22 protein-coding genes are annotated in these 24,927 nt (G+C 53.8%); 6 read left to right on the forward strand and 16 right to left on the reverse strand.

Translation table 11 applies throughout. The features are described from left to right. Positions 1-4: 4 nt before the first annotated feature. From OGX86_RS02530 to pmbA, 7 genes are all read right to left on the reverse strand, one after another. Complete coding sequence (locus OGX86_RS02530) at positions 5-649, reverse strand: DUF4310 family protein (protein ID WP_003830379.1); 645 nt, start codon at positions 647-649, stop codon at positions 5-7. Positions 650-660: 11 nt separating this feature from the next. Continuing rightward, the gene (locus OGX86_RS02535) at positions 661-1,437 is read right to left on the reverse strand and encodes a DUF4311 domain-containing protein (RefSeq protein ID WP_003025764.1); all 777 of its coding nucleotides are present in this window, start codon (positions 1,435-1,437) and stop codon (positions 661-663) included. Positions 1,438-1,457: 20 nt separating this feature from the next. Then, on the reverse strand, positions 1,458-1,757 hold the full coding sequence (locus OGX86_RS02540; RefSeq protein ID WP_003025762.1) for a DUF4312 family protein: 300 nt from the start codon (positions 1,755-1,757) through the stop codon (positions 1,458-1,460). A 2-nt stretch (positions 1,758-1,759) separates the two neighbouring features. Further along, positions 1,760-2,122 carry an SFCGS family glycine-rich protein gene (locus tag OGX86_RS02545; RefSeq protein ID WP_008786042.1) on the reverse strand — a complete coding sequence of 121 codons (363 nt, stop codon included), beginning with the start codon at positions 2,120-2,122 and terminating at the stop codon, positions 1,760-1,762. A gap of 10 nt (positions 2,123-2,132) precedes the next feature. Continuing rightward, positions 2,133-2,441 carry a glycine dehydrogenase gene (locus OGX86_RS02550; RefSeq protein WP_003025758.1) on the reverse strand — a complete coding sequence of 103 codons (309 nt, stop codon included), beginning with the start codon at positions 2,439-2,441 and terminating at the stop codon, positions 2,133-2,135. 332 nt (positions 2,442-2,773) lie between these two features. Next, the gene (gene cybC, locus OGX86_RS02555; RefSeq protein ID WP_003025756.1) at positions 2,774-3,160 is read right to left on the reverse strand and encodes a cytochrome b562; all 387 of its coding nucleotides are present in this window, start codon (positions 3,158-3,160) and stop codon (positions 2,774-2,776) included. A gap of 86 nt (positions 3,161-3,246) precedes the next feature. Next, the gene (gene pmbA, locus OGX86_RS02560; protein ID WP_048215065.1) at positions 3,247-4,599 is read right to left on the reverse strand and encodes a metalloprotease PmbA; all 1,353 of its coding nucleotides are present in this window, start codon (positions 4,597-4,599) and stop codon (positions 3,247-3,249) included. 95 nt (positions 4,600-4,694) lie between these two features. On the opposite strand from pmbA, the gene yjgA reads away from it, so the two are divergent. After that, on the forward strand, positions 4,695-5,246 hold the full coding sequence (gene yjgA / locus OGX86_RS02565; RefSeq protein ID WP_008786039.1) for a ribosome biogenesis factor YjgA: 552 nt from the start codon (positions 4,695-4,697) through the stop codon (positions 5,244-5,246). Positions 5,247-5,345: 99 nt separating this feature from the next. On the opposite strand, the gene mpl is transcribed toward yjgA, so the two are convergent. Beyond that, positions 5,346-6,722 (reverse strand): UDP-N-acetylmuramate:L-alanyl-gamma-D-glutamyl-meso-diaminopimelate ligase, encoded by a 1,377-nt coding sequence (gene mpl / locus OGX86_RS02570; RefSeq protein WP_003830388.1) that lies wholly within the window; start codon positions 6,720-6,722, stop codon positions 5,346-5,348. 175 nt (positions 6,723-6,897) lie between these two features. On the opposite strand from mpl, the gene fbp reads away from it, so the two are divergent. Beyond that, a complete protein-coding gene (gene fbp / locus OGX86_RS02575; RefSeq protein ID WP_003830390.1) occupies positions 6,898-7,896 on the forward strand; it encodes a class 1 fructose-bisphosphatase in 999 nt (332 codons plus the stop codon). Between the two features lie 76 nt (positions 7,897-7,972). Here fbp and OGX86_RS02580 read toward each other — a convergent pair whose 3' ends face one another. The 5 genes from OGX86_RS02580 to ytfQ form a co-directional block, all read right to left on the reverse strand. Then, positions 7,973-9,085 (reverse strand): methyl-accepting chemotaxis protein, encoded by a 1,113-nt coding sequence (locus tag OGX86_RS02580; protein ID WP_286639250.1) that lies wholly within the window; start codon positions 9,083-9,085, stop codon positions 7,973-7,975. A 103-nt stretch (positions 9,086-9,188) separates the two neighbouring features. Next, on the reverse strand, positions 9,189-10,190 hold the full coding sequence (gene yjfF, locus OGX86_RS02585; protein WP_048215066.1) for a galactofuranose ABC transporter, permease protein YjfF: 1,002 nt from the start codon (positions 10,188-10,190) through the stop codon (positions 9,189-9,191). Beyond that, positions 10,177-11,199, reverse strand: a complete 1,023-nt coding sequence (gene ytfT, locus OGX86_RS02590) for a galactofuranose ABC transporter, ATP-binding protein YtfT (protein WP_003830397.1) — start codon at positions 11,197-11,199, stop codon at positions 10,177-10,179. Before ytfT ends, yjfF begins: the two co-directional genes overlap by 14 nt. A gap of 13 nt (positions 11,200-11,212) precedes the next feature. Next, positions 11,213-12,715 carry a galactofuranose ABC transporter, ATP-binding protein YtfR gene (ytfR, locus tag OGX86_RS02595; protein WP_048215067.1) on the reverse strand — a complete coding sequence of 501 codons (1,503 nt, stop codon included), beginning with the start codon at positions 12,713-12,715 and terminating at the stop codon, positions 11,213-11,215. 103 nt (positions 12,716-12,818) lie between these two features. Continuing rightward, complete coding sequence (gene ytfQ, locus OGX86_RS02600) at positions 12,819-13,775, reverse strand: galactofuranose ABC transporter substrate-binding protein YtfQ (RefSeq protein ID WP_008786033.1); 957 nt, start codon at positions 13,773-13,775, stop codon at positions 12,819-12,821. 309 nt (positions 13,776-14,084) lie between these two features. Between ytfQ and ppa the strand changes: the two genes are divergently transcribed. The 3 genes from ppa to OGX86_RS02615 all read left to right on the forward strand — a co-directional run bounded on the left by ppa (position 14,085) and on the right by OGX86_RS02615 (position 17,976). Next, entirely contained in the window at positions 14,085-14,612 is a 528-nt protein-coding gene (gene ppa, locus OGX86_RS02605) for an inorganic diphosphatase (RefSeq protein WP_003025726.1), read from the forward strand. 199 nt (positions 14,613-14,811) lie between these two features. Next, the gene (gene yncE, locus OGX86_RS02610) at positions 14,812-15,882 is read left to right on the forward strand and encodes a 7-bladed beta-propeller protein YncE (protein ID WP_071446754.1); all 1,071 of its coding nucleotides are present in this window, start codon (positions 14,812-14,814) and stop codon (positions 15,880-15,882) included. Positions 15,883-15,966: 84 nt separating this feature from the next. Beyond that, the gene (locus OGX86_RS02615; protein ID WP_286639253.1) at positions 15,967-17,976 is read left to right on the forward strand and encodes a TonB-dependent receptor domain-containing protein; all 2,010 of its coding nucleotides are present in this window, start codon (positions 15,967-15,969) and stop codon (positions 17,974-17,976) included. Positions 17,977-18,033: 57 nt separating this feature from the next. On the opposite strand, the gene OGX86_RS02620 is transcribed toward OGX86_RS02615, so the two are convergent. Genes OGX86_RS02620 through tamA form a run of 3 tightly spaced genes read right to left on the reverse strand, consistent with a single transcriptional unit; the run spans position 18,034 to position 23,887 of the window. Beyond that, positions 18,034-18,378 (reverse strand): gamma-glutamylcyclotransferase family protein, encoded by a 345-nt coding sequence (locus tag OGX86_RS02620; protein ID WP_003025723.1) that lies wholly within the window; start codon positions 18,376-18,378, stop codon positions 18,034-18,036. A 2-nt stretch (positions 18,379-18,380) separates the two neighbouring features. Further along, positions 18,381-22,157, reverse strand: coding sequence for an autotransporter assembly complex protein TamB (gene tamB, locus OGX86_RS02625; protein ID WP_286639256.1), 3,777 nt, complete (start codon positions 22,155-22,157; stop codon positions 18,381-18,383). Further along, positions 22,154-23,887 (reverse strand): autotransporter assembly complex protein TamA, encoded by a 1,734-nt coding sequence (tamA, locus tag OGX86_RS02630; protein ID WP_003025718.1) that lies wholly within the window; start codon positions 23,885-23,887, stop codon positions 22,154-22,156. The genes tamB and tamA overlap by 4 nt, the downstream gene beginning before the upstream one ends. Before the next feature lie 212 nt (positions 23,888-24,099). Between tamA and msrA the strand changes: the two genes are divergently transcribed. Further along, positions 24,100-24,738, forward strand: coding sequence for a peptide-methionine (S)-S-oxide reductase MsrA (gene msrA, locus OGX86_RS02635; RefSeq protein WP_003830412.1), 639 nt, complete (start codon positions 24,100-24,102; stop codon positions 24,736-24,738). Positions 24,739-24,927: the final 189 nt, after the last annotated feature.

The raw sequence follows: 24,927 nt of genomic DNA on the forward strand, positions 1-24,927 counted from the left end.
ACCATCAACTAATGGCAATCGGGAAGATGGACCCGAGGATCATTGCGCCGAGGATCGCCCCGCCGGTAATCGGTTTTTGCCACAGGTAAAACAGCAGCGCGCCTGCCAGAGAACCGATTCCGATAGGAATCGAAGCCGTCATCGCGCTGAGGATAATCAACGGCCCGAGGAAGCGTCCGGAGGCGTTACCGGCCCCCATCATGACGTCCGCACCGTAGGTCGAGTCGCTCTGGTTGATGGTGAACTTACGCGCCAGAATGATGATGTAGCCAATCGCCAGACCAATCACCAGACCGGTGACCAGCGAGGCGGCGAAGTTGGCGACCGGGAAGATAATGCCCGCGCCCAGCAGCAGCGCCGGAACACCTAACCCAACCCCGGTCTGAATCGCCCCGCCGATATCCAAAATCCCCACCAGCGAACCTTCAATGATGCGGGCAAACAGGAAGCTTGCGCCAAATGCCGCCACTGCTCCGTAGGAGCCGGTATCCATTCCCGCCTTCAGCATCGCCACAAAAGCCACTTCGTTAAATGCGCCAATACCGTACAGGTAGTACATGTGTGTTCCGGCAAACACGCCAGAGGAGAGCAGGCCCACAAAGATCGGGAACGACCAGTCAGCGAACCAAAAACCTTTATTCTGTTCCATGATGACCTCCGTTATTTGCCGCTGAGCGAGTTGTGGATAAGTTCGAGCCAGTTAGGCACGGTCAGATGGAAGGATTCGATCATCTTCATGTCGAAGCCACGGAAGAAGCCGCTCAGGACAAACAGCGCGACGATAGCCACCATCATCACTTTAGTGACGTGGTTCCAGCCGCTCTCTTCAACACCTTTGCCGATCAGAATGCCGAGAACCAGACCCGGAACGGCGTTACCCATGATCAGCTGCGCCGCGCCGCCAAAAACGGTGGCCCAGAAGCCAGATTTCTTACCGGCGTCGATCGCCGCCAGCCAGAAGATTACTGGCATCACGGTGTTAACCAGCAGGTTAGCCGCGGGCACCAGCACCTTGACGGCGGTAACCTGCAACGCTTCCGGTACGGATGATGCGGTGAGGTTCAGGAAGGTCACCACGATCATCCCGATAACGCCGCAGGCAATTGCCATGCGTTTGGGGTCGTGCAGCGTTTCACCGACGTTGCGATTTTTAATCATCAGCGCGGCGGCGCCCCAGTTGGGGATGATGCGATGGTCGACGTCCTGCGTGAACGCCCCCGCCGCAACAGAGGAAGCCCAGGCGTTAAAGAAGAAGCCCAGGCCGAACGAGAAGTGAGAAGCCGGATCCCCTTCGCAGGAATTCAGTTCTCCCAGAGTACGAAACGCGCCCATCCCTTGAGTGGTCGGCGCATGAAACATGCGTGCAGCCCCAGCGCCGACACCAACGCCAACCAACGCGCCGATAATGAGCGATTTTATTAATATTATCAGGAACATAATTATGCCTTTTAATAGAATCAGCGTTGCGTAACGAAATCCACCTTGTCGAGATTGATGGCAGTCACGTTGACGGTCACGTCCAGCTCCACGCTGAAAGTGCGTCTTTCCCGGCGCAAAAAGAGGAATAAAAACGCCTCTTTACGCACCGATTCACGCGCTTGAACAACCTGCACATCCTGTGGCTCAATACGCAGTAATATATGCGGCGACGCTTTCATCACCGCAGCCTGAACGTGGTTCAGGGCATCGGCAAAGGCGCGAGCTTTGGTCTCGCCCTTACCCGTGACTCTCACCGTGGTGGTGAATTGCTCTTTCATGCTTAAGCGCCGTATTTCTTTTGCCACGCCTGCACCAGGCGCTCGCCGAGCTCTTCTTTGTCCATAAAGCCGAATCCCAGTACGTTGCACCCTTCGTTGATGGCGGTTACCCCTTCATCGACCGATCGCATGCCGTATTTCGCCTTGTAGCCGTATTTGGTCTGCGCGGTAATCGCACCCGCACCACCGCTGCCGCAAAACGAGATACCAAAGGTGGCGTTTTCCGCTTTCATCACGTCACCCAGCTTCATATCTGCTGCAACGCCCGGCACCACAACGGCACGGCCACCCGCTTTCTCTACGCCTGCCGCCACTTTCTGGCCTTTACCCAGACGATCGCCAATCACTACGGTAATCTGTTCCATCTTTTGCTCCTTAAAGGTTGTCTTTCGCGACTTCGAAGTGCACCGACAGCAGCCAGGCCTCTTCCTCAGGAAGATTGCCAAACTCGGCGACCACGTCGCGGGCAAGCGCCATTGATTCGGCAGATATTTCATCAAACAAGCTGGCATCGACCTCTGGTAAGGGTTCACCCGTTACCGAGCGGTGCGCCATGGCGCGAACATGCGACGTCAGCATCTGTTCCTGTACGGCGTTGGGAATAATGTTGCGTTCACGCAGCAAGGCATACACCTGCGCCAGCATGCGGTCGGCCAGTTCCACCGATTCCCCCATGTCATTCATTACAGCTCCGTTATTCACTCGTCTTACCCCGTTAATGTCTCTGAGGATAAATTAGCAACGGAGGTTATGAGTTTGTAGCGAGTTGTTTTCCACTTCGAAGTGGAAAGGTGTGCAGCGATAGTGATCTGTGCCGCAAAAAAAGCTGGAACCACGATTTATCACTGGAAGAATGTGATTGAGATCGCAAGAGCGAGCAGAAAAATGGAAGGAAGTGCGAACAATGAATGGGCGATAAAAATGAAAAAATGTGATGGGGATAGCGTTTACTTATGGGACGTGCAGTAGCGGGGTGTTGTATCCGACCTACGGGTATGCAGGCCGGATAGCGCAGATTAGCGGAACTTCTTGTGGTTTTCGTTGCGCGTGGTTTTCAGCTCTTCCGCAACGGCTTTCGCCTCTTTAACTTTACCTTCGTTCGCCAGCTTCAACGCACCGTCGATCTGACCGATCAGCGTGTCAAAGCCGTGGCGGAAATCCTTCATCTCCGGGCTGTCCGGGGATTTGTTTTCCAGCTTCGGCGGCGTTCCCTTTTGCGCGTCCAGCGCAGCTGCACGCATTTTGGTTAACGCATCTTTCAGTTCAGTCGCATTATCCGTTTTTTCGACGATTTTCAGGTTGTCGTTGAGGATCCCCATATCGTCTTCAAGATCGGCTGCAAACGCAGAAGAACCAAGAACCAGCGTTGAAGCTGCGACGATCGCTAACAGGTGTTTACGCATTGCTCACTTCCTTTTTTATTATTCAAAAATAAACAAACGCCAGATACCCTCAATAATTCACGCCACAGCTTGAAGTATGACGGGTATTATTGCCCGGCGATCTTCATCTCCGGCAACAGGACCGAACCACACTGAATATTACTGCGCGTTTCAATATCGTTGCCGACGGTGACGATATTACGCCACATCTCTTTTAAGTTACCGGCGATGGTAATTTCACTCACCGGGTACTGAATTTCACCGTTTTCGACCCAGAAGCCCGCCGCGCCGCGCGAGTAATCGCCGGTAATGCCGCTTACGCCCTGTCCCATCAGCTCGGTAACCACAAGACCTGTGCCCATCTCTTTGAGCAACTGCTCGAAGCTTAGACCCTGTCCCGGAATTCGCCAGTTGTGGATCCCGCCTGCATGACCGGTGCTCTTAAGCCCCAGCTTACGTGCAGAATAATTGGTCAGCAGCCACTGAGTCAGCACACCGTCTTTAATAATGTCGCGGCGTTTGGTCCGTACGCCTTCGCTGTCGAACGGTGAAGACGCCAGCCCTTTCAGCAGGTGAGGATGTTCTTCAATGGTCAGCCATTCCGGCAGAATTTGCTTGCCCAGCGAGTCGAGCAGGAAGGTGGATTTGCGGTACACCGAGCCGCCCGCAATGGCGCCAACCAGGTGTCCGAACAGTCCGGTCGCCACTTCATTGGCGAAAATCACCGGCGCTTTCATGGTGGACAGCTTACGCGGAGACAGGCGAGATAAGGTACGGCGAGCGCAGTCTGCCCCCACCCACTCCGGCGTTTGCAGATCGCCCATCGCCCGGCCAATGGTGTAAGCGTAATCACGCTCCATATCACCATTTTCTTCTGCGATTACGCAACTGGAAAGGGAATGGCGCGTGGAGCAGTAGCCCTGCAGCATACCGTGGCTGTTGCCAAACACTTTGATACCATAGTGGCTGTTAAAGCTGCCGCCTTCGGTGTTGGTGATGCGTTTGTCGGCCTGCAACGCCGCCTGTTCAGCGCGGGCAGCCAGTTCGATAGCTTCGTCAGGGGAAACTTCCGCCGGGTGGAACAGGTCCAGATCGGGCGCATCAAAGGCCAGCAGTTCTTTATCTGCCACGCCCGCGCACGGGTCCGGCGAAGTGTAACGTGCAATGTCCAGCGCGGCCTGCACGGTGCGTGCAATCGCCTGCGGGCTTAAATCGGTGGACGATGCGCTGCCCTTACGGTTCTGGTGGTAAACCGTAATCCCCAGTGCACCATCGCTATTGAATTCGACGTTCTCCACTTCACCATAACGGGTGCTGACGCTAATACCCGTGGTCTTGCTCACAGCGACTTCCGCGCCATCCGACTTACCTGATGCTAATTCCAGTGCCGTCGAGACTGCTTCTTCCAGAATCTTACGCTGCGCTTCAACTTGTGAGATTACTTTCATCGCAAATGCCATAATGTAGAGAGAGTTTCTCTGAAGTCTAACAGAGAACCGTTTTTCAGTGCGCATCTTAACTGGTAACATTAGCCTCTTTTTTTAAGGAGCCTGACATGACTAAGCAGCCCGAAGACTGGCTCGACGACGTTCCCGGTGATGACATCGAAGACGAAGACGATGAAATTATCTGGGTCAGTAAAAGTGAAATAAAACGTGACGCCGAGGAGTTAAAACACCTGGGTGTGGAACTGGTAAAACTGGGGAAAAACGCGCTGGATAAAATCCCGCTCGATGCGGATTTACGTGCCGCGATTGAGCTGGCCCAGCGTATTAAGATGGAAGGTCGCCGTCGTCAGCTGCAGCTGATTGGCAAAATGTTGCGCCAGCGCGATGTTGATCCTATCCGTCAGGCATTGGACAAGCTGAAAAACCGTCACAACCAACAGGTCGTTGTCTTCCATAAGCTGGAGCAACTGCGTGACCGTATGGTTGACGGTAGCGATGAAGCTATCGAAGAAGTGATGAACCTGTGGCCTGACGCCGACCGTCAGCAACTGCGTTCGCTGGTGCGTAACGCTAGGAAAGAAAAAGCGGGCAACAAGCCGCCAAAATCTTCCCGCCAGATCTTCCAGTATCTGCGTGAACTGGCGGAAAACGAGGCCTAACCTCTTCGTCCGCCGAAAGTGCCGGATGGCGGTGCAAATACCTTATCCGGCCTACGATCCGTTGTAGGCCCGGTAAGCGTAGCGCCACCGGGCATTTTTTTACTCTTCTTCTGCCTGAGCTTTCTTCGCCAGACCATCCAGCAGTTTTTGATGGATGCCGCCAAACCCGCCGTTGCTCATCACCAGAATGTGATCGCCAGGCTGTGCGGTTTTCACCACCATATCTGCCAGTGCATCCACATCGCCGCTCCAGTGTGCCGGCTGAACGCAGGCTTCAGCGACTTCTGCTACCTGCCACGGAATGTGCGGGGGTTGCAGCAGGAACACTTCGTCTGCACGCCCTAACGACGGCGCTAGGTCATCTTTGCACAAACCCATTTTCATGGTGTTCGAGCGAGGTTCCAGCACCGCGATGATGCGCGCCGTGCCGCCCACTTTACCGCGCAGTGCCGCAAGCGTTGCCAGAATGGCCGTTGGGTGATGGGCAAAATCGTCATACACCGTCACGCCATTGGCTTCACCGCGCAGCTCAAGACGGCGACGAGCGTTGATGAACGAGCCCAATGCATTGGCCGCATCCGCAGGCACGACGCCAACATGACGCGCGGCTGCAATCGCCATCAGGCCGTTGTGCATGTTGTGCTCGCCCACCAGGCCCCACTTCACTTCGCCGACTTTTTCACCGTCCAGCCACACTTCCCACTCGGAGGCATCGGTGGTCAGCTTTTTCGCCTGCCAGTGACCTTGTTCGCCCACCAGCTCTTGTTCGCTCCAGCAGCCCATCGCCATCGTCTGTTTCAGATTGATGTCGTTTTCCGGGTAGATGATGCGTCCCTGGCCCGGCACGATACGCACCAGATGGTGGAACTGTTTCTGAATAGCTTTAAGATCGTCAAAGATATCCGCGTGATCGAACTCAAGATTATTGAGGATCAGCGTGCGCGGGCAGTAATGTACGAATTTAGAACGCTTGTCGAAGAACGCACAGTCGTACTCATCCGCTTCAATCACGAAGAAGTCGCTCTCGCCGAGGCGCGCGGAAACCTCAAAGTTGCCCGGAACGCCGCCGATCACAAAGCCAGGTTTATAGCCGCAGGCTTCGAGGATCCAGGTCGCCATCCCGGCGGTGGTGGTTTTACCGTGCGTACCCGCAACCGCCAGTACCCAGCGATCGCGCAAGACAAAGTCATGCAGCCACTGCGGGCCAGACATGTATGGAATGTTCTTTTCCAGCACCGCTTCCACGCACGGATTACCACGGGTCATGGCATTGCCGATGATCACCAGGTCCGGCTGCGGGTCGAGCTGGCTGGCATCGTAACCCTGAATCAGATCAATGCCTTGCTTCTCAAGTAAGGTACTCATCGGCGGATACACATTGGCGTCCGAACCGGTTACTTCATGACCGAGCGAGCGCGCCAGCATCGCCAGACCGCCCATGAAAGTGCCACAAATTCCCAAAATATGAATGCGCATACGTCACTATCCTTTTTTAATCTGGGGGCCATTTTACGCACATGTCCGGCAAGTGAGAAACGCATTTCAGGATATTCCGCAGTTTGCTGGCGCGATTCACCTAAGCGCCGCAATGGAAATATTTGTTAATATTGTTGCGGTCGCTTTACTCCACATAAATTGCAGGGAAAGTGTTATGAAAACGTTAGGTGAATTTATTGTCGAAAAGCAGCACGAGTTTTCTCATGCTACCGGTGAACTCACTGCTTTGTTGTCGGCAATAAAGCTGGGCGCCAAGATCATCCACCGCGATATCAATAAGGCCGGTCTGGTCGATATCCTGGGTGCCAGCGGTGCTGAGAACGTGCAGGGAGAGGTTCAGCAAAAACTCGATCTGTTCGCGAACGAAAAACTGAAAGCTGCACTGAAGGCGCGCGACATTGTGGCGGGCATTGCCTCAGAAGAAGAAGATGAAATCGTCGTCTTTGAAGGCTGTGAACACGCTAAATACGTTGTGCTAATGGATCCGCTGGATGGCTCATCCAACATCGATGTTAACGTCTCTGTCGGTACGATTTTCTCTATTTATCGCCGCGTAACCCCAGTCGGCACACCGGTTACGGAAGAGGATTTCCTGCAGCCGGGCAATAAGCAGGTTGCTGCAGGTTACGTTGTTTATGGTTCTTCCACCATGCTGGTGTATACCACCGGCTGTGGCGTACATGCCTTCACCTACGATCCTTCTCTGGGCGTATTCTGCCTCAGCCAGGAACGTATGCGCTTCCCGGCGAAAGGCAGCACGTACTCCATTAACGAAGGTAACTACATCAAATTCCCGAACGGCGTGAAGAAGTACATTAAATTCTGCCAGGAAGAAGATAAGCCAACCCAGCGCCCGTATACCTCGCGCTACATTGGCTCTCTGGTTGCGGATTTCCATCGCAATCTGCTGAAAGGCGGGATCTACCTGTACCCAAGCACCGCCAGCCACCCGCAAGGGAAACTGCGTCTGCTGTATGAATGCAACCCGATGGCCTTCCTGGCCGAGCAGGCGGGCGGCAAAGCCAGCGATGGCAAAGAACGCATTCTGGATATCACCCCAGAAAGTCTGCACCAGCGCCGTTCCTTCTTCGTGGGTAACGACCATATGGTTGAAGATGTAGAACGCTTTATCCGCGAGTTCCCGGACGCGTAATTATTATTCATCGCACGGACGTAGGCCGGATAAAACGCGTAGCGTTGCCATCCGGCCTACAAAATCCATCGTCTGCTTACGCTTTCTGTAGCTTAAATACGGCCATTGCTTCGATTAGCGCTGAAGACTGCTCTTCCAGCGAGCGGGTAGCCGCTGAAGACTGCTGTACCAGCGCCGCGTTTTGCTGCGCCGTTTCATCCATCTGAATCACCGCGATATTCACCTGCTCTATGCCGCGACTCTGTTCCTGGGACGCACTGGCAATTTCACGCATCAGTTTGGTCATACGCATAACCTCGGTCGCGATTTCATCCATGGTTTCGCCCGCCTGCTGCGCCAGTTCACTGCCTTCCCCCACATGGGTGTGCGAATCGCTGATTAGCGTACGGATCTCTTTGGCCGCCTCGGCGCTGCGGCTGGCCAGATTACGCACTTCACCAGCCACAACCGCAAAGCCCCGCCCCTGCTCACCAGCCCGCGCCGCTTCAACGGAAGCATTGAGCGCCAGAATATTGGTCTGGAAAGCAATGCCATCAATCACGCTGAGGATGTCGGCGATTCGGCTGGAACTGCCTGAAATATCGCGCATTTTCTCGATCACATAGCATACCATTTCACTACCGCGATCGGCGGTATCCGACACCGATTTTGCCAGCTGGTGCGCCTGTTCCGCGTTCTGCGCATTCTGTTTCACCGTCGCCGTGAGTTCTTCCATGCTGGCGGCGGTCTGCTCCAGCGAAGTGGCTGTCGATTCAGTGCGTTGCGCCAGGTGCTGGTTGCCGGCCGTCAGTTCACGACTGCCAATATCAATTTGCGAGCTGGCATCGCGTACGCGCTGTACCGAGTCGCCCAGCGCATGGCGCATGTCATCCATTGCCGCGTTCAGGCGGTTGAATTCGGCGCTGGCCGACAACGCGGTAACCGGCGACAAATCCCCCGTTGCCAGACGTTCCAGTTGCTCAACCATGTTATCCAACGGTTTGAGAAACTTATTTCGCAGCATAAACCAAATGACCACCAGCAATGCGATAGCAGCCAACATTGCAGCGCTCATAATACCGTGATAAATCAACGAAGTAATGACATGGGTAGACGCATATAGCCCCATGCCACCGGTCAGTAACAGAAGGAACGTCAGCAGAGACAATAACACCAACAAACTTGATCGAATTGAAAGGGATTTTGGCATCGTTATATTTCCGGTTGTAGGGTTAAAACAGACCTGTACAGAACCTATCGACTACAACCGGAAAAAGTTTAGGTATTTAAATGTTTTGTGCAAAATCAGGATGTTACTTTGGTGTTGCCGCCGTACCCACTCGGGTAACCGGCGAGCTTTGACGATTTTCCCAAAGCACCGTCAGACCGCGTTGTAACGCTATAAAAATAAACAATAAAATGCCAATCGCGATCTTCGTCCACCAGGAACTTAATGTGCCGTCAAAATTAATGTAGGTCTGGATCAGCCCCTGAATAGCGACGCCAAACAACGTCCCTAACACTGTACCGACCCCACCGCTGAGCAGCGTTCCACCAATCACAACTGAGGCTATCGCATCCAGTTCGACGCCAACGCCCGCCAGCGCATAGCCCGCCTGGGTGTAAATGGAAAAGACAATGCCGGCAAGCGTCGCAAGCCCGGTAGACAGCATATAAATGCGGATGGTGGTGCTGCGGGTTGAGATGCCCATCAGGTTGGCAGAAGTGGCGTTGCCGCCAATCGCGTAAACCTGATTACCAAAGCGCGTACGGTGCGCCAGGAATATGCCGATGACGACAACCGCCAGCATCAGCAATCCCATCGCGCTCAGGCGACCACCGCCGGGAATTTTCCATGCCAGGCTTGAGAGCATGTCATAAACCGGATGGTTAATTGGGATGGATTCTTCTGAGACCAGATAGCTGACGCCGCGCAGGAAGAACATTCCCGCCAGAGTGATAATAAATGCCGGGATCTTCAGCGCATCAATCAGTAACCCCATAAACGCACCAAACGCGCAGCCCATCAGCAAAACCAAAGGGAACGCCAGCAGCGGAGAAATGCCCCAATAGCCAATGGCCTTTGCCAGAAATACGCCGGTAAAGGCGATCACCGAGCCAACGGAAAGGTCGATCCCGCCAGAGAGGATCACGAAGGTCATGCCTACGGCAATAATGCCCAGAAAGGCGTTATCGGTCAGGATATTGCAAATGACCCGGGTGGAAGCAAAAGCGGGAAACTGCGTCAGGCAGTAGAGATAACCCAGCACAAACACGCCGAGGGTGATCATCAGCGGTAAATTACGTTTTATCATGACCACGCACTCCTTTTATCAGGCTGATAAAGCGTTGTGACTGCACGACCAGCACACACAACACCACCACGGCTTTGACCACCTGATTCAGTTCCGGCTGGAAGCCCGACAGCAGAATCCCGGTATTCATGCCCTGAATAATCAAGGCGCCTACCACCGACAGCAGCAGGTTAAAGCGCCCGCCCATCAGCGATCCGCCGCCGATAACCACCGCCAGGATGGCATCCAGCTCCAGCCATAATCCGGCGTTATTGGCATCTGCCCCGCGAATGTCCGCCGTGACGATAATGCCAGCGATAGCCGCGCACAGGCCGCTCAGCACATAGGTGAGCATCACGATAATGCGGGTGTTCACCCCGGCGTTTTTTGCCGCACGAATGTTGATACCCACCGCTTCGATAAACATACCCAGCGCCGTTTTCCGCGTCAGCAGCCAGAACACCACCAGCGTGAGCAGTGCAATAATTACCGGCGTAGGGAACAGTAAGAGCGAGCCGCTGCCAAACCATGACAGTTCGGGCGAGTTAAAGGTGACGATCTGCCCGGAAGTGATAAGCTGCGCCACCCCGCGCCCGGCCACCATCAGGATTAGCGTGGCGACAAACGGTTGGATCTTGAGGATGGCCACCAGAATCCCGTTCCACAGCCCAGCCAGAATGCCGGAGCCTAAGGCGGCAAGCAGCACTACCGGCAGACTGTGCCCGGCCACCGTCATCGCCGCGGTAGTGGCGCCAGCAATAGCCATGACGGCCCCCACGGAAAGGTCGATGCCACCGGTTGCAATCACCAGCGTCATACCAATCGCCAATAGCGCCACGGGCGCGGCACGGTTGAGAATATCAATCGGGCTACCGAACAGCCGACCATCCTGCAAAATCACCTGGTAGAAATGCGGGGCGACCAGGCTATCCACCAGCAGCACCAGCAGTAACGCCACCAGCTGTGGCATCCCCTTTGGCCAACGGAACCGCCGTTTAGACGGATTGGATTGAGGGAGAGATTGAGGCATCACCATAGTCTCCTTAGGCCGCAATGGCATTCATGATCGCCGGTACGGACAGTTCAGCCAGGGGGATCTCGGCCACCTGTTTGCGATCGCGCATAATAATGACCCGATCGGCATAGCCCACTAACTCTTCCAGTTCGGATGAAATGACCAGCAGCGCCAGACCATCCGCGCACAGCGTTTCGATCAGGCGGATGATCTCCGCATGCGCGCCAACGTCGATCCCACGCGTGGGTTCATCGAGGATCAGGAACTGCGGTTTGGTCAGTAACCAGCGCGAGAGCAATACTTTTTGCTGATTGCCGCCGGAGAGAAATTCGATCGGTTGCTCAGCGTTCGGAGTACGAATACCAAGCTGGCGGATAAAACGCTCGGCAATCTCGTTTTGCTCTTTCCGGGGAATAGGCCGCAGCCAGCCGCGCTGCGCCTGCAATGCCAGAATGATGTTTTCCCGCACCGAAGCGGCAGCAATAATGCCATCCGTTTTGCGATCCTCCGGACAGAAACCGATCCCCAGACACGAAGCCTGATGTGGCGATCGCAAGGTCTGCGGTTTGCCTTTAATCAGCGCACTTCCGCTGTCTGCGGGTTTAATACCGAAGATCACCTCCGCCGTTTCCGTTCGCCCGGACCCCAGTAGTCCGGCGAGACCGACGATCTCACCGGGACGCACCTGTAGATCAAATGGCGCGATGGTGCCTTTTTTGCCAAAGCCGCTGAATGCCGCCACCGGTTTATCACTCAGCAACGTGCGGCCCGCACGCTGTAGTGCATGGGTATCCAGTTCACGGCCCAGCATCATTTTGACCAGTTCGATCTGAGGCAGTTCTCGGGTTTCACGGCAGCCAACGAAGCCGCCGTTCCGCAGGACGGTAATGCGATCGCTGACCTGATAAACCTGATCGAGAAAGTGGGTGACGAAGATCAGACTAACGCCCCGATCGCGCAGATGTCGCATCAGGCCAAACAGCATTTCAACTTCCTGGGTATCAAGGCTGGCGGTCGGCTCATCGAGGATCAGCACTTTCGCGGAGAGATCGATCGCCCGACAGATGGCGACGATTTGTTGCATCGCCACGGAAAAGCGGTTCAGCGGCTCGCGCACGTCGAGGGAAAAACCGTATGACGCCATCAGCTCCGTCGCACGTTTTTCCATCTGCTTGCGCTGGAGCAGGCCAAAGCGCCGCGGTTCACGACCAATAAATAAGTTATCGGCAACCGACATATTGGGCAGGAGGTTCACTTCCTGGTACACGGTGCCAATCCCCAGTTGTTGGGCATGGGCGGTGTTTTTGGGGGTGATCGGTTGGCCTTCGAGCCAGATAGTGCCGCGATCGGCATGGTAAACGCCGGTCAGCGCTTTGATGAGCGTCGATTTGCCGGCTCCGTTTTCTCCCAGCAGCGCCATAATCTCGCCACGACGCAAGCTGAAATCCACGTTATCCAACGCTTTGACGCCGGGAAAGAATTTGCTTAATCCTTCGGTGCGGAGGATTTCCTGATGTTGGTCGGTGGTCATGGTTCCCCCTGCATCACGCCGGATGGCGCTACGCTTATCCGGCCTACAAAAGAGCGTAATGTAGGCCGGGCAAGCGCAGCGCCCCCGGCATTTTCATGAAGGCTTAGTAGCCCATGTTTTTCTTCTTCTCTAACTCTTCTTTCGCCGTATCCGGCAGATAGAGGATCGACTTGGTAATGGTCAGCTTCTCAGGCATCGTGCCGTCTTTTTTGAATTTCTCCAGCGCGTCGAATGCCGGGCCGGCCATATTCGGCGTCAGTTCGACGCTGGCGTTGGCTTCGCCGTCAATCATCGCTTTGTAGATATCCGGTACGCCATCGATAGAACCGGTGAGAATATCTTTGCCAGGTTTCAGGCCCGCTTCTTTGATCGCCTGAATCGCACCGATCACCATGTCATCGTTGTGGGCGTAAACCATACAGATGTTCTTGCCGTTGTTTTCCGCTTTGATAAAGCTCTCCATCACTTCTTTCCCTTTACTGCGGGTGAAGTCACCGGACTGAGAGCGAATAATTTTGATGTTTGGCGCATTAGCGATAGCTTCAGCAAAGCCTTTCTTACGATCGATCGCCACGCTGGCCCCAACGGTCCCTTGCAGCTCAACGACGTTACACGGCTTGCCATCCACTTGTTTAATCAGCCAGTCGCCGATCAATTTACCTTCCAGCACGTTGTCGGCGGTGACGGTGGTCATATAGAGAGATTTGTCTTTTACATCGATGGAACGATCGAGCAAAAAGACCGGAATGTCGGCATCTTTAGCTTCTTTTAACACCGGCTCCCAACCCGTTGCCACGACCGGCGCAATAAAGATGGCGTCGACGCCCTGCGCAACAAATGAGCGGACTGCTTTAATCTGGTTTTCCTGCTTTTGCTGGCCATCAGCGATTTTCAGCGTAATTCCCCGCTTTTCGGCCTCGCTTTTCGCGACATTGGTTTCTGCGGCGCGCCAGCCGGATTCAGAGCCAACCTGCGAAAATCCTACGGTTAAAGGGGCTGCCATTGCCATAGACGACATGGCTGCCGAAACTGCTGTGACTAAAAGTAAGCGCTTCCACATAAGTGCGTCCTCGTAGGGTGATTATTGTTGGTTAATTAACCGTTGCGAAAAAACTATAGACAATTGAGCATGTAACGGATTGCGTTACATCACACTTCAAAAAAGTAAATAAAACGTTAATCACAACTTTGTAATCGCTTTCATCTCACTATGAAAAATGCGGCTGAAGATATGGATTTTTCTGTCACGAGAGAGAGGTAAAAAGAAGAAAATGCACGCAGAGAAAGCGAAAACAAGCGGAGACATTCCGCGCGAGTTGGCTATAATACCCGCCACTTGTTTGCCATAGCTTATTTAAAGGAAACAGACATGAGCTTACTCAACGTCCCTGCCGGTAAAGACCTGCCGGAAGATATCTACGTTGTTATCGAGATCCCTGCGAACGCAGATCCGATCAAATACGAAGTTGACAAAGAGAGCGGCGCCCTGTTCGTTGACCGCTTCATGTCCACCGCGATGTTCTATCCGTGCAACTACGGTTACATCAACCACACCCTGTCTCTGGACGGTGACCCGGTAGACGTTCTGGTCCCGACTCCGTACCCGCTGGAGCCAGGTTCAGTGATCCGTTGCCGTCCGGTTGGCGTACTGAAAATGACCGACGAATCCGGTGAAGATGCAAAACTGGTTGCGGTACCGCACACCAAGCTGAGCAAAGAATACGATCACATCAAAGATGTGACCGACCTGCCGGAACTGCTGAAAGCGCAGATCACCCACTTCTTCGAACACTACAAAGATCTCGAAGCGGGCAAATGGGTGAAAGTTGACGGTTGGGACAACGCTGAAGCTGCTAAAGCTGAAATCGTTGCTTCCTTCGAGCGCGCGAAGAAGTAAGTTCGCGTTAGCTTAAAGCCCTGAACGCCAGCCCCTGGTTAGTAAGGGTTTTTTAATTTCTACTTTCTTTTCCCCCTCCCCTTCGCTGTTTTCTTTTTGACCTACCAGATTGGGTAGTCACATTTCATTTATCTTAATTGCGAATGAGATTAGATCTCATTATCATTCTCAGCATGTAAATAAATGTGAATAAAAGTCAATGAACCTCCACAATGTGAAGTCCCTGAAACGCTATTCCTGCGTGGCTCTCGCCACAGCACTGTTATTTACCAGCCTGTCCAGCGTGGCGCAGACGCTACCTGAGCAAGATTTTCTGACCCGCGACGTTGGCAACGGCGTGTATGAACTGGCGGTTGATAGCCAGCAGAATGCGCTTTTTGCTGCCTCGTCGCCGTCGTTTGATAAAGATAAAACCAGCGGGCTTATCTATAAACTCGATCTGGAGAAGCTCACCACGACTGAAGTTATCGAAACCAGCCGTCGTGCCTTTGCCACTGCCCTGGATGCAGAAAACCAGGTGCTCTATGTCGGCAACACGCTGGAGGGTTCGGTCACGCTCATTGATACCCGCAGCGGTAAAGAGCTGGCGATACTGCAACTGAGCGAAGCCAAAAACCCGAAAGAAATTGTCCATACCCGCGAAATGGTGCTCGATAAACAGCATCACCGCCTGTACGTTTCCGGCGTGGCTGAAAAGGGCATTGTCTGGGTGGTGGATACGCAAAAGCGCGAGAAAATCGCCACCCTTGAAAACATGGGCCAGTATCCGACCGGTATGGCCGTAGATGCCAATAAGAACCGCCTGTATGTCGTAAATGGCCGCAACGAACTTATTACGCTGGATACAACTAACCATCAAATTATTAACCGCTTTAGTATTGAGCCAGGCAAAAAACATTTTTTCCTGAATATTGCTTTGGATGCAAAAAATAATCGCGCATTCCTGACCGATCCTGATTTAGCGGATGTACTGGTTGTTGATATTAATACCGGTAAGGTTATTGCCCCCATTAAGGTTATCAACTCCCTGGCAGTGATATATAACGAAAAGCGCCAGGAAGTGTATATCACCCACCGTAATGCAAAGCGCATCAGCATTGTGGACAGCAAGACTTATCAGGTAAAACAAAGCATTGAAACCAATGCGTTACCTAACAGCCTGGCGCTCTCGTCTGATGCCAACACCCTGTATGTCAGCGTCAAACAGCCGGAAAAAATGACCGGTGTGAAGCCCGACTATGTGCTGAAAATCGACCTCTCCAAATATTAATAATTAAAAACGCTTCTGACACTTTGCAGCTTTTCTGGGCTGCAAGGTGATGCTTTTATTTTTTACTTTTCAGGTGTCTATATTATGAAAACGCGTCAACTTATTACGCTGACAGGGATCGTTGCATTCTCAGGCGGTGTTATTTTCCCCACTCAGGCAGAAGACCTCACCGAAACCTCACGCAATAGCGAAGATGAAATGGTGATCACCGCATCCGGGTTCTCGCAACAAAAGCGCGAAGCGCCGGCCACCATTTCCGTTATCGATCGTAAAACGCTGGATATTCAGCCGGACCGTAGCATTGGTGAAGCGATTAAAAACCTTCCTGGCGTCTCGGTCACCAACAGCAGCGGTATGAACGCTGGCAGCATTATGATCCGCGGCATGGACCCGTCCTATACCGCGTTTATGGTCAACAGCGTCAAACAAAATACCGGTGAATCTCGCCCTTACGGACATGACATCGGTACTGAAGCCAACTTCTTACCGCCGATGGAGGCCATTGAGCGTATCGAAGTTATCCGCGGGCCCATGTCCTCGCTGTACGGATCAGATGCCATCGGCGGTGTGGTCAACGTGATTACCAAAAAACCGTATGGCGCAAAAGAGTGGACGACGGCAATTGCCGCCAATACCTGGCTTCAGGAGCACCAGTATTTGGGTAATACCAGCCAGACGAATCTGTTTACCATGGGGCCGATTGTGCCCGATGTTCTCGGCCTTAGCGTAGCGGCCGACTGGCTCGACCGTCGCGATGACGATCGCAATAACTATTTCGGCAAACACAACCGTAAATCCGTTGATATGACGCTGGGCCTGGCCGCTAGCGAAAATAACCTGTTCGACCTCAATGTGGTCACCGGTGAGCAGGAGAAAAACCGTACCCAGAAGCGCGGCGCGCCGTGGTCATGGCTGTTCGATCGTAACGCCGCCACCTTAACGCATACCGGCTGGTATGCCGACGACACCATTGCAACGACCAACTACATAAACTATGAAAAAGGCCGTTCGAAGTACGTTTATGACGGCCAGTCGCCGCAGTATGTACAGATGGAGAACTACGTCGCTAATTCGCAAACCACCTTCACGCTCGACAACCATAAACTGACCGTTGGGGCGAATTTCACCCGCGAAGAGCTGAATGACCGCTTTGATGTGGCCAACAAAACGCTGCCCGGATCTGAGCCAGTGACAAAAATCAGCCGTAACGGTTGGGCATTGTTTGCTGAAGACGGCTGGAGCATTGACGACTTCATCCTGACCACATCAGCGCGTATGGACCAGGATGATAACTTTGGCACACATATTACGCCGAAAATGTACGGTAACTGGGCCTTCAGCAATGACTGGGCGCTGAAGGGCGGCGTTTCCGCAGGTTATAAAAAACCTGAGCTGCGTGCGACATCCAGCGACTTTGTTACCCCATACGGCTCGACCGTACCTTATCCCTTCCTGACCGTCGGTAACGACGATCTGAAACCAGAACAAAGCGTTAACTCTGAGCTGGGCCTCTACTGGACGGGGAATGCGCTGTCACTGGATAGCACCGTCTTCTATACGCAGTTCAAAGACAAAATTGCTGAACAAACCATTTGCGAAACTACATCGACGAATCAGTGCTCCGTGAATGGCTACAAGGCGGACTCCGTCAGTAAATACTTCAACGTCAGCAAGGCGGACGTGTACGGCATAGAACTGAATGCCGACTGGCAGATTAGCGCCGATGTAAAAGCCAACGCTAACTACACCTGGAACCATAGCGAACAGAAAAGCGGCGTAAACAAAGGCTACGCGCTCAACGATTATCCGCGCCATATGGCGAACCTGTCGCTGAACTGGGCGGCAACGCAGAGTCTGGACGTATGGAGTACGGTGAATTACCGCAGCAGTAACCGCAACAGCGGCAATAACTATAAGTACGATGACTACACGATGGTCGACGTAGGCGTACGTTATAAGCTCAATAAGCACACGCAGCTGATGGCAGGGATCTACAACGTGCTGGATGAAGATCCGAAACTGACGACTGCATGGAATGAATCCGCGCAGGTGGAAGGCCGCCGCTATAACCTCGGCGCGCGCGTGGAGTTTTAAGCCTTTAATAAACAACGCCACCCGAAGGCGGCGTTGTTTATTCTGGTAGGCGATATATCAGTACTGGTCTCTGTCTAACCAGTTACCGCTTTCAATCAGCGTTAAGCCATCAACCGGACGTTGGTACACGTACATCCATGCACTTCCGTACGGCGTTTGAATTAACTGGCGTGCGTATTCACCGCCGCGGGTACGCAGAGCGTCAAGCTCTGCCAGCGTGGCGTTATCAATACGATAAACTTCCCCGTGTACTGTTCCATTTCCCGGAACCGCGCCTGGATAGTGGCCCAGGCTGTACAACTGGTAGTTATCGATACTGAAATTTCCCAGCAACAGGGCATTGGTCATCCAGTGGCTGTTGCCTTGTTTGGTTCGTAAACTGCCGTAGACAAATATTCGCATTGCTAAAACTCGAACTGATAGAGCAAATCAAGTGCCTGATCTACGCCAGACACTGCTTCCAGATATAGCTTAGGCATCAGACGATAACGTAGCGTGAGTGTCGCTAAGGAGTCAAATATACCCACACCATATTTCACCTGCAGACCTGGCAGTACGTATCCGCTGACAACCACCTGAGATGAGTCGCCCACCCCTTGCGTGTCCAGTGCCAGATTGCTTACGCCAAATGTCTCCCCGATTTTACCCACAACCTGACCACTTTGTGCAACCCCCAGACCAATAAGCATTGAAGTCATCGCTGCACTATCGCTCTGTTCGCTATCCAGCCCTTGTCCACGTAGCAGGTAGGAAAGCGCCATTTGCTGCGACATTGCCGGGTCGGAGAAGATCTCCGCCTTCGGTTCATCGGCGGTACCGGTGACGCGAACGCCAGCGATCACGTCGTCTTCGGTGGCATCTGGGTTACGAATCGCTTCGATGTTGAGCAACGGCTGATCCGGCGGACCGGAGAACAACAGCTCGCCCTTACGCACAATCAGATCCTGACCATAGGCGTGGAAGCGACCGCTCGGGATATTAATTTGCCCGTTAAGCCCCAGACCTTGCTTATCCTGCACCACTTTCAGATCGCCCGTCAGACGCGCTTTCAGACCAAAGGCGTCAAGACGCACGTTGTTACCGACGTGGATGTTCAGGTTGCTGTTGATCGGAATGCCGGCGGTCTGCGGTTTCTCTGGCTGCAGGTTGTTGTTAAGCATAACCATATCGCTGGAAACCCCAACCGCACTTTCCGGCAGGTCATGTACCACGATACGCGCCCACGGCACATCCACGTTGCCATCGAGAGTAAACAGGCTCGGCGTGGCTTCAAAGACCACGTCCGGCGATACGTCGAGGCGGACCATCGGCGGTACGGTAATACGTACCCTGCTGCCTTTAGCCGCAACGCGCGCCCGCCAGTTGTCTATCTGACTCCAGTCGGCATTGCCGCTCAGGTTAATTTCGCCCTGCTGCGTACGCACCACGCCCGCCAGCGTTGAGCGTGTTCCGGTGAAGTTAACGGCTAACTGGCTTGGCTGCATGTCAAACGGCATGAAGTTACCGTCAATATCCAGACCACTCAGTTGCAGCTGTCCAAGCAACTGCGGGCTTTGCACATCGCCGCCCAGCCGCAGGTTGGCGTTGATCATCCCTGCCGCTTTTTCACCGCGCGAGAAGATGGGGTTCACCATCGCCAGATTGAAGTTGCGAATATTGACGTTACCGCCCAGATTACGACGCCCTTGCGGGTCCGTTACCTGCACCTGCCCGTCAAACTGCCCGTTGTTGGTCAGACGAATCAGCCAGCCCAACTCGGCACGGTTATTGTGCAGGTCGGCGGTCAGATTCAGCGTTTCAAACGCCACGGGGAGCGGGGCATCATTCACGCTTTGCGTGACCTTCACGTTACGTCCGCTCAGGGTGACCTGCCCCTGTGGCAGCCCCTCTTTGGTAGTGTCCCAGCTCACATCAGCTTTGCCGGTGAACACACCGCTGGCCTGGGTTGTCTCCGGCATAAACGGTTTTAGCATCGCCAGGTCGAAGCGGTTAAGATTCACCACCGCGCGACCTTCTGCACCGGCATCAATGGTTTGTGGTACGCACAGCTCCGCATTCGGGTTGTTCCAGCAGTGCGGTCCGATACTAATTTTCTGTTCCTGATTACGATAATCCAGCGCGATAGCCCGGTTGAGCGACCACGGACCGACCGGCGTCTGGAAGCGGGTATTGCTTAACTCCCCTTTCCAGCGCTGTTCTTTGCGATCAAAGCTCCCGGCAAGATCCAGTTGCCCGGAAACCGGCTCACCCTGAATGCGTAACTGCAGCTCATGCTGCTTTTCACTGCCTTTGGCGTTGAGCGTCACCAGACCAATATTCACGTCAGGTTGTACAATCCGCTCTACGCGAACGTTGAGATTACCGGCGATTTGCTCGGCCGATTTCACATCGCCTTCGACGCGCACCTGAGCAACGGAAAGTTCCTGCCAGCGCAGACCACGGGCGGTAATATCTGCCAGCAGCTGTGGTGCTTCAACCGTACCGCGAACTTTTACCAGCCCTTTCGCCGTACCGCCCAGCCCCGGCAGCGCGTTATCCAGGCTTGGGGCATCAATCGTCGCGTCGAGGTTGAGGTCTTTAACCCCCAGCTCGCCTTTTACGTCCGCACTGTTACGTCCCAGTTCCAGATGCAGGCCCGGAATCGTCCACTGCAGGTAGCTGTTCCCCTTCAGCGAACCGTTCACATTGACCTTGTTCTGCTTCACGTTGCCGGTCAGCTTCAGCTCCGGAACCTCCATCTGCCAGCTTCCGCCGTACAGACTGCCGCGCGTTTTCACCAGGCCATTCAGTTTTGACGGCCAGTCCGGGATCGCTTTCGCGGTATTGATACCATCCAGCGTTAGCTCCCCGCGCCAGCTGATCGCCTGCTGCCAGTCCACCAGCGCTTTCAGCTCGGTTTTCCCTTCCAGCGCCGCAACGCTGAGTTTGTCGAGATTGATCTGCTGCTCGTTGCCTTTGGCGTCCAGCGTGATAGTAGCTGGAGGAATATCCTGACCTTTCACGGCGGTACGCATCGACAGCGTATAGTCGGTCATCTTGCCGGTCAGTTTGAGCTTGATGTCATCGGCCTGGAACTGTTTCTCACCGGTAAACGGCCAGTAAACCTGCTTACTCACCACCTCAATGTTGAGCGGCAATCCGGCTTCTGCCAGGCGCGTCTGCGCACGCAGGTCCATATCTACCGGACCAGACAGATTGACGCCGACTTCCAGCTGTTCGCGCAGCGCGCCGCCAACCTTCAGCTTCACCTTTTCGCCTTTTAATGGATCGACGTTCAGCGTGCTGTTGAGGGTAATATCCACCGGCCATGTGTTGGTGAGCTGCGCCGTACCGCTGGCTTTTACCGTTCCCTGATTCGAGTCGATATCCAGCGCGTCGAGCTTCATGTTGCCGTCAATGCTGCTCACTTTCAGCAGCATACTATGTACTGTTAAATCCGTATCCCCGGTCACGCGCAGCTGCTCGCCGCGAAACTCTTCAATATTGAGATTGAGCGGCAGATGGACATCTGTCATTTCCGGCAGTACCGGCTTTGAGAACAGATCTTTTAGCGTTTCACCGAGCGGTTTTTCATCCGGCTGCGGGTTTTGAATCTTCGGTTCGACAACCTCTTCCTGTGCCACTTCCGCCACTTTAGGCAGAGCAATCAGCAGCCCCTGTAATGACGTTGGCTTCAACGTCAGCGTTTTTTCCTGCCAGTTCAGGCCAGAGGTAAAATCCAGCACTGAAACTGTGGTGTCGTCAATTTTGATATTGATGTTATTCAGCGCCACACGCGAAAGCGTGATCGGATAAGGTGTGGAAAGGTTAAGCGGACCGCTATCCTCTTCCTCAACCGGTGCTGAAGGCGGCATCTTTTTGCTGTCGATCGCCACGTTGATGTTTTTCAGCGACAGATCGTTGACGCACAGGCTACTATCCCAAAGACACTCCAGCCCGACGGCCAGATGCACTTCACCGGCATTCACCGCCACGCCAGGCTGGTCGTAGCGAATATTTTTCAGTGATAGATCCCGCCAGCCGCCGGTGACCTGACCAATTTCCAGACCTGGAACCCACCGATTAGCTGCTTTGAAGATCAGATGCAGGCCCGAGGTGGTACCGACGAGGAACGCCACCGAGCCTAACAACAGCAGGATAAAAACCAGCACGCCGAGGCTTATCTTCTTCCATAAACTCATAATTCAGGCCCCAGACCGATGTAAAACTGTAAACCATGTTCATCTTTGTCGCCGACCGGGACGGCAAAGTCGAGCTTGATAGGTCCAACCGGCGATTGCCAGCGTACGCCGACCCCGGCACCGGTTTTGAAATCGCTTCGGCGAATATCGCTGACCGCTTCACCGCTATCGACAAACATCGCCCCCCACCATTTACCGGTCACGTTGTACTGGTACTCCAGCGAGCCGGTTGCCAGCTTGGAGGCCCCTTTCAGCTTGCCGTCGCTGCCTTCCGGCGAAATAGATTTGTATTTGTAGCCGCGAATACTGCGATCGCCCCCGGCGAAGAAACGCAGGTCCGGCGGCACTTTGTCGAAGTCTCCAGTTTCAATCCAGCCGAGATTACCGCGCATCACAAAGCGATGCCTGTCGTACAGCGTGCGGATCCAGACGTTTTGCGCCTGGAAGACGGAGAAATCAACATCTGAACCCCAGGCGGTGTTCGAGTAATCAATAGAGTAGCGCTGGGAATCGCCCCAGACAGGCATCAGGCCGCCGCGTGAACGCGTCCGGCTGATCATCACGCCCGGATAGAGCAGCATAGTGGTGTTGGTGACGTTACCCTGCGTAAAGTGGTCGAGGCTCCAGCGCAGGTTAATCGCGCGCTGCCAGCCGCTGGAGAGGTCCCAGTAACGGGAAACCGCAAGCGTTGTGGAGTCCTGCTCGGTGTCATTTAAATCAGTACGCTTAAAGCCGCCCTGTACCAGGTAATACTGTTCCAGCGGGTTCTTTAACAGCGGCATTTTATAGCTGAAATCAAGCACCTGCTCTGGCGCCGAGATACTGGCGCTGGTCGTCAGGCTGTGCCCGTAGGAGTTCATCCACGGTTTTTTCCACGAGGTCTTCACCCGTGGCCCGACGTCAGTTGAATAACCGACCCCGGTTTCGATAGTGTTTTCGGTTCGCGGTGAGACCACGCCTTTCAGCGGCAGCACCTTGGTTTTGCGGGCTTTATCAAATTCTGGCGCGACAACCACAGAATTAAACCATCCGGTCGCCGACAGACGACGGTTCAGTTCGCCCAGATCTTTCGACTCGTACTCTTCACCTTCTTTAAAGGGCACCAGATTTTGCAGATACTCATCGCGAATTTGCGAGCCTTCAAAGGTGACATGCCCAAAGCGATAGCGTTCGCCGCTGTTGTAATCGATATCCCAGAACGCCTGGCGGCGCTCAAGCGCTATCCCGAGCTGGCTTTTATTAAATTCACTGTCGAAATAACCTTTACGCAGCGCCACGCTGGTGAGTGACTTTTTGAAGTTGTCATAGTCCCCCTGATTCAGCACGGTGCCGATTGCCGGGCGCGTTTTCAGCAGATCCAGATAATCTTTATCCGTACGCGCGCCACCGCGCAAAATCACCTCAGTGCCACCAATCAGCACCGGCTCGCCGGGGGTCACTTTGGCAATCAGCACCTGGCGGCCTTTTGCCGGCGGTGGACGCAGCTCAAAATCGATGGTCGGCTCAAAGTAGCCCAGCGCTTTTAGCCCTTCGCGGATGGCATCATCAACGCGCGCACGAAAGCGTCGGTCTGGAGTGACTTCATCACTTTGAATCGTGGACAGCTGCGCACGGACGTTTTTCTCCAGCGGTCCTGATAATCCTTCGACCTGTAAGCGAACATTCGCGGCGGCGGCGGAGCCACTTAAGCACAGTAATCCCACCCAACATAACTGACGGATATGTGGCACATTTTCTCCTGAATATCCTTTTTTCCCACCCCTGGAAAAAAATACTATGCCGTTCCTCGGCTTAACAAAAAATCAACAATAAGAGTTGAAAAACAGACGACAACCCAAATATTTCTTATGTTTAACTCTAGACGTATTCACGCCGTTTATTGTGGGCAAAGACGCGTCTCGTTACAACCTTAACCCAAATGACTGATTTCGGGAGAACGGCCATGAGTTTATTTGATAGAAAGCATCTTGTTACTCAAGCAGATGCGCTACCTGGACGCAACACCCCGATGCCAGTGGCAACGCTGCATGCGGTTAACCAACATTCGATGACCAACGTGCCCGACGGGATGGAGATAGCTTATTTCGCCATGGGATGTTTCTGGGGCGTTGAGCGTTTATTTTGGTCATTGCCAGGGGTCTACAGCACAGCGGCCGGGTACACCGGCGGCTACACCCCAAACCCAACCTATCGTGAAGTGTGTTCTGGCGATACCGGGCATGCCGAAGCGGTACGCATCGTCTATGACCCGCATGTTATCAGCTACGAACAACTGCTGCAGGTGTTCTGGGAAAATCACGACCCGGCTCAAGGCATGCGTCAGGGGAACGACCAGGGCACGCAGTATCGCTCCGCCATTTACCCGTTAACGCCGGAACAAACCGCCGCCGCACAGGCCAGCCTTGAACGTTTTCAGGCAGCAATGACCGCCGCAGGCGACGAGCGCACCATTACCACGGAAATCACTACGGCAACCCCGTTCTATTATGCCGAGGACGATCACCAGCAGTATCTGCACAAAAATCCTTACGGATATTGTGGCATTGGTGGTATTGGTGTTTGCCTGCCCCCACAAGGATAATTTCCCCCTCTGGCGACTTTACAGTACCTTACGCTATACTAGCTTCTGAATTTACCGGCTCACTTCCACGAGCCGGTTTTCAATGAATATTCCATTGGATTTATACTCTAAGGATTTCGAGTTGCAGGCAGGCGGCAAACTCGTGAATCCCCAGGAGCATAGAGAACTATGTGACTGGGGTGAATGAGT

This window comes from Citrobacter sp. Cpo040, assembly GCF_030332915.1.
Classification (GTDB): domain Bacteria; phylum Pseudomonadota; class Gammaproteobacteria; order Enterobacterales; family Enterobacteriaceae; genus Citrobacter; species Citrobacter portucalensis.

Excerpts from the sequence above, each read along its gene's own strand:
- OGX86_RS02620 (WP_003025723.1), bottom strand. The coding sequence starts at position 18,378 with ATGCGAATATTTGTCTACGGCAGTTTACGAACCAAACAAGGCAACAGC.
- fbp (WP_003830390.1), top strand. The coding sequence starts at position 6,898 with ATGAAAACGTTAGGTGAATTTATTGTCGAAAAGCAGCACGAGTTTTCT.
- ppa (WP_003025726.1), top strand. The coding sequence starts at position 14,085 with ATGAGCTTACTCAACGTCCCTGCCGGTAAAGACCTGCCGGAAGATATC.
- mpl (WP_003830388.1), bottom strand. The coding sequence starts at position 6,722 with ATGCGCATTCATATTTTGGGAATTTGTGGCACTTTCATGGGCGGTCTG.
- yjgA (WP_008786039.1), top strand. The coding sequence starts at position 4,695 with ATGACTAAGCAGCCCGAAGACTGGCTCGACGACGTTCCCGGTGATGAC.
- tamB (WP_286639256.1), bottom strand. The coding sequence starts at position 22,157 with ATGAGTTTATGGAAGAAGATAAGCCTCGGCGTGCTGGTTTTTATCCTG.
- msrA (WP_003830412.1), top strand. The coding sequence starts at position 24,100 with ATGAGTTTATTTGATAGAAAGCATCTTGTTACTCAAGCAGATGCGCTA.
- OGX86_RS02540 (WP_003025762.1), bottom strand. The coding sequence starts at position 1,757 with ATGAAAGAGCAATTCACCACCACGGTGAGAGTCACGGGTAAGGGCGAG.
- ytfT (WP_003830397.1), bottom strand. The coding sequence starts at position 11,199 with ATGCCTCAATCTCTCCCTCAATCCAATCCGTCTAAACGGCGGTTCCGT.
- ytfR (WP_048215067.1), bottom strand. The coding sequence starts at position 12,715 with ATGACCACCGACCAACATCAGGAAATCCTCCGCACCGAAGGATTAAGC.
- OGX86_RS02580 (WP_286639250.1), bottom strand. The coding sequence starts at position 9,085 with ATGCCAAAATCCCTTTCAATTCGATCAAGTTTGTTGGTGTTATTGTCT.
- cybC (WP_003025756.1), bottom strand. The coding sequence starts at position 3,160 with ATGCGTAAACACCTGTTAGCGATCGTCGCAGCTTCAACGCTGGTTCTT.
- OGX86_RS02530 (WP_003830379.1), bottom strand. The coding sequence starts at position 649 with ATGGAACAGAATAAAGGTTTTTGGTTCGCTGACTGGTCGTTCCCGATC.
- yncE (WP_071446754.1), top strand. The coding sequence starts at position 14,812 with ATGAACCTCCACAATGTGAAGTCCCTGAAACGCTATTCCTGCGTGGCT.
- pmbA (WP_048215065.1), bottom strand. The coding sequence starts at position 4,599 with ATGGCATTTGCGATGAAAGTAATCTCACAAGTTGAAGCGCAGCGTAAG.
- yjfF (WP_048215066.1), bottom strand. The coding sequence starts at position 10,190 with ATGATAAAACGTAATTTACCGCTGATGATCACCCTCGGCGTGTTTGTG.
- OGX86_RS02615 (WP_286639253.1), top strand. The coding sequence starts at position 15,967 with ATGAAAACGCGTCAACTTATTACGCTGACAGGGATCGTTGCATTCTCA.
- ytfQ (WP_008786033.1), bottom strand. The coding sequence starts at position 13,775 with ATGTGGAAGCGCTTACTTTTAGTCACAGCAGTTTCGGCAGCCATGTCG.
- OGX86_RS02535 (WP_003025764.1), bottom strand. The coding sequence starts at position 1,437 with ATGTTCCTGATAATATTAATAAAATCGCTCATTATCGGCGCGTTGGTT.
- OGX86_RS02550 (WP_003025758.1), bottom strand. The coding sequence starts at position 2,441 with ATGAATGACATGGGGGAATCGGTGGAACTGGCCGACCGCATGCTGGCG.
- OGX86_RS02545 (WP_008786042.1), bottom strand. The coding sequence starts at position 2,122 with ATGGAACAGATTACCGTAGTGATTGGCGATCGTCTGGGTAAAGGCCAG.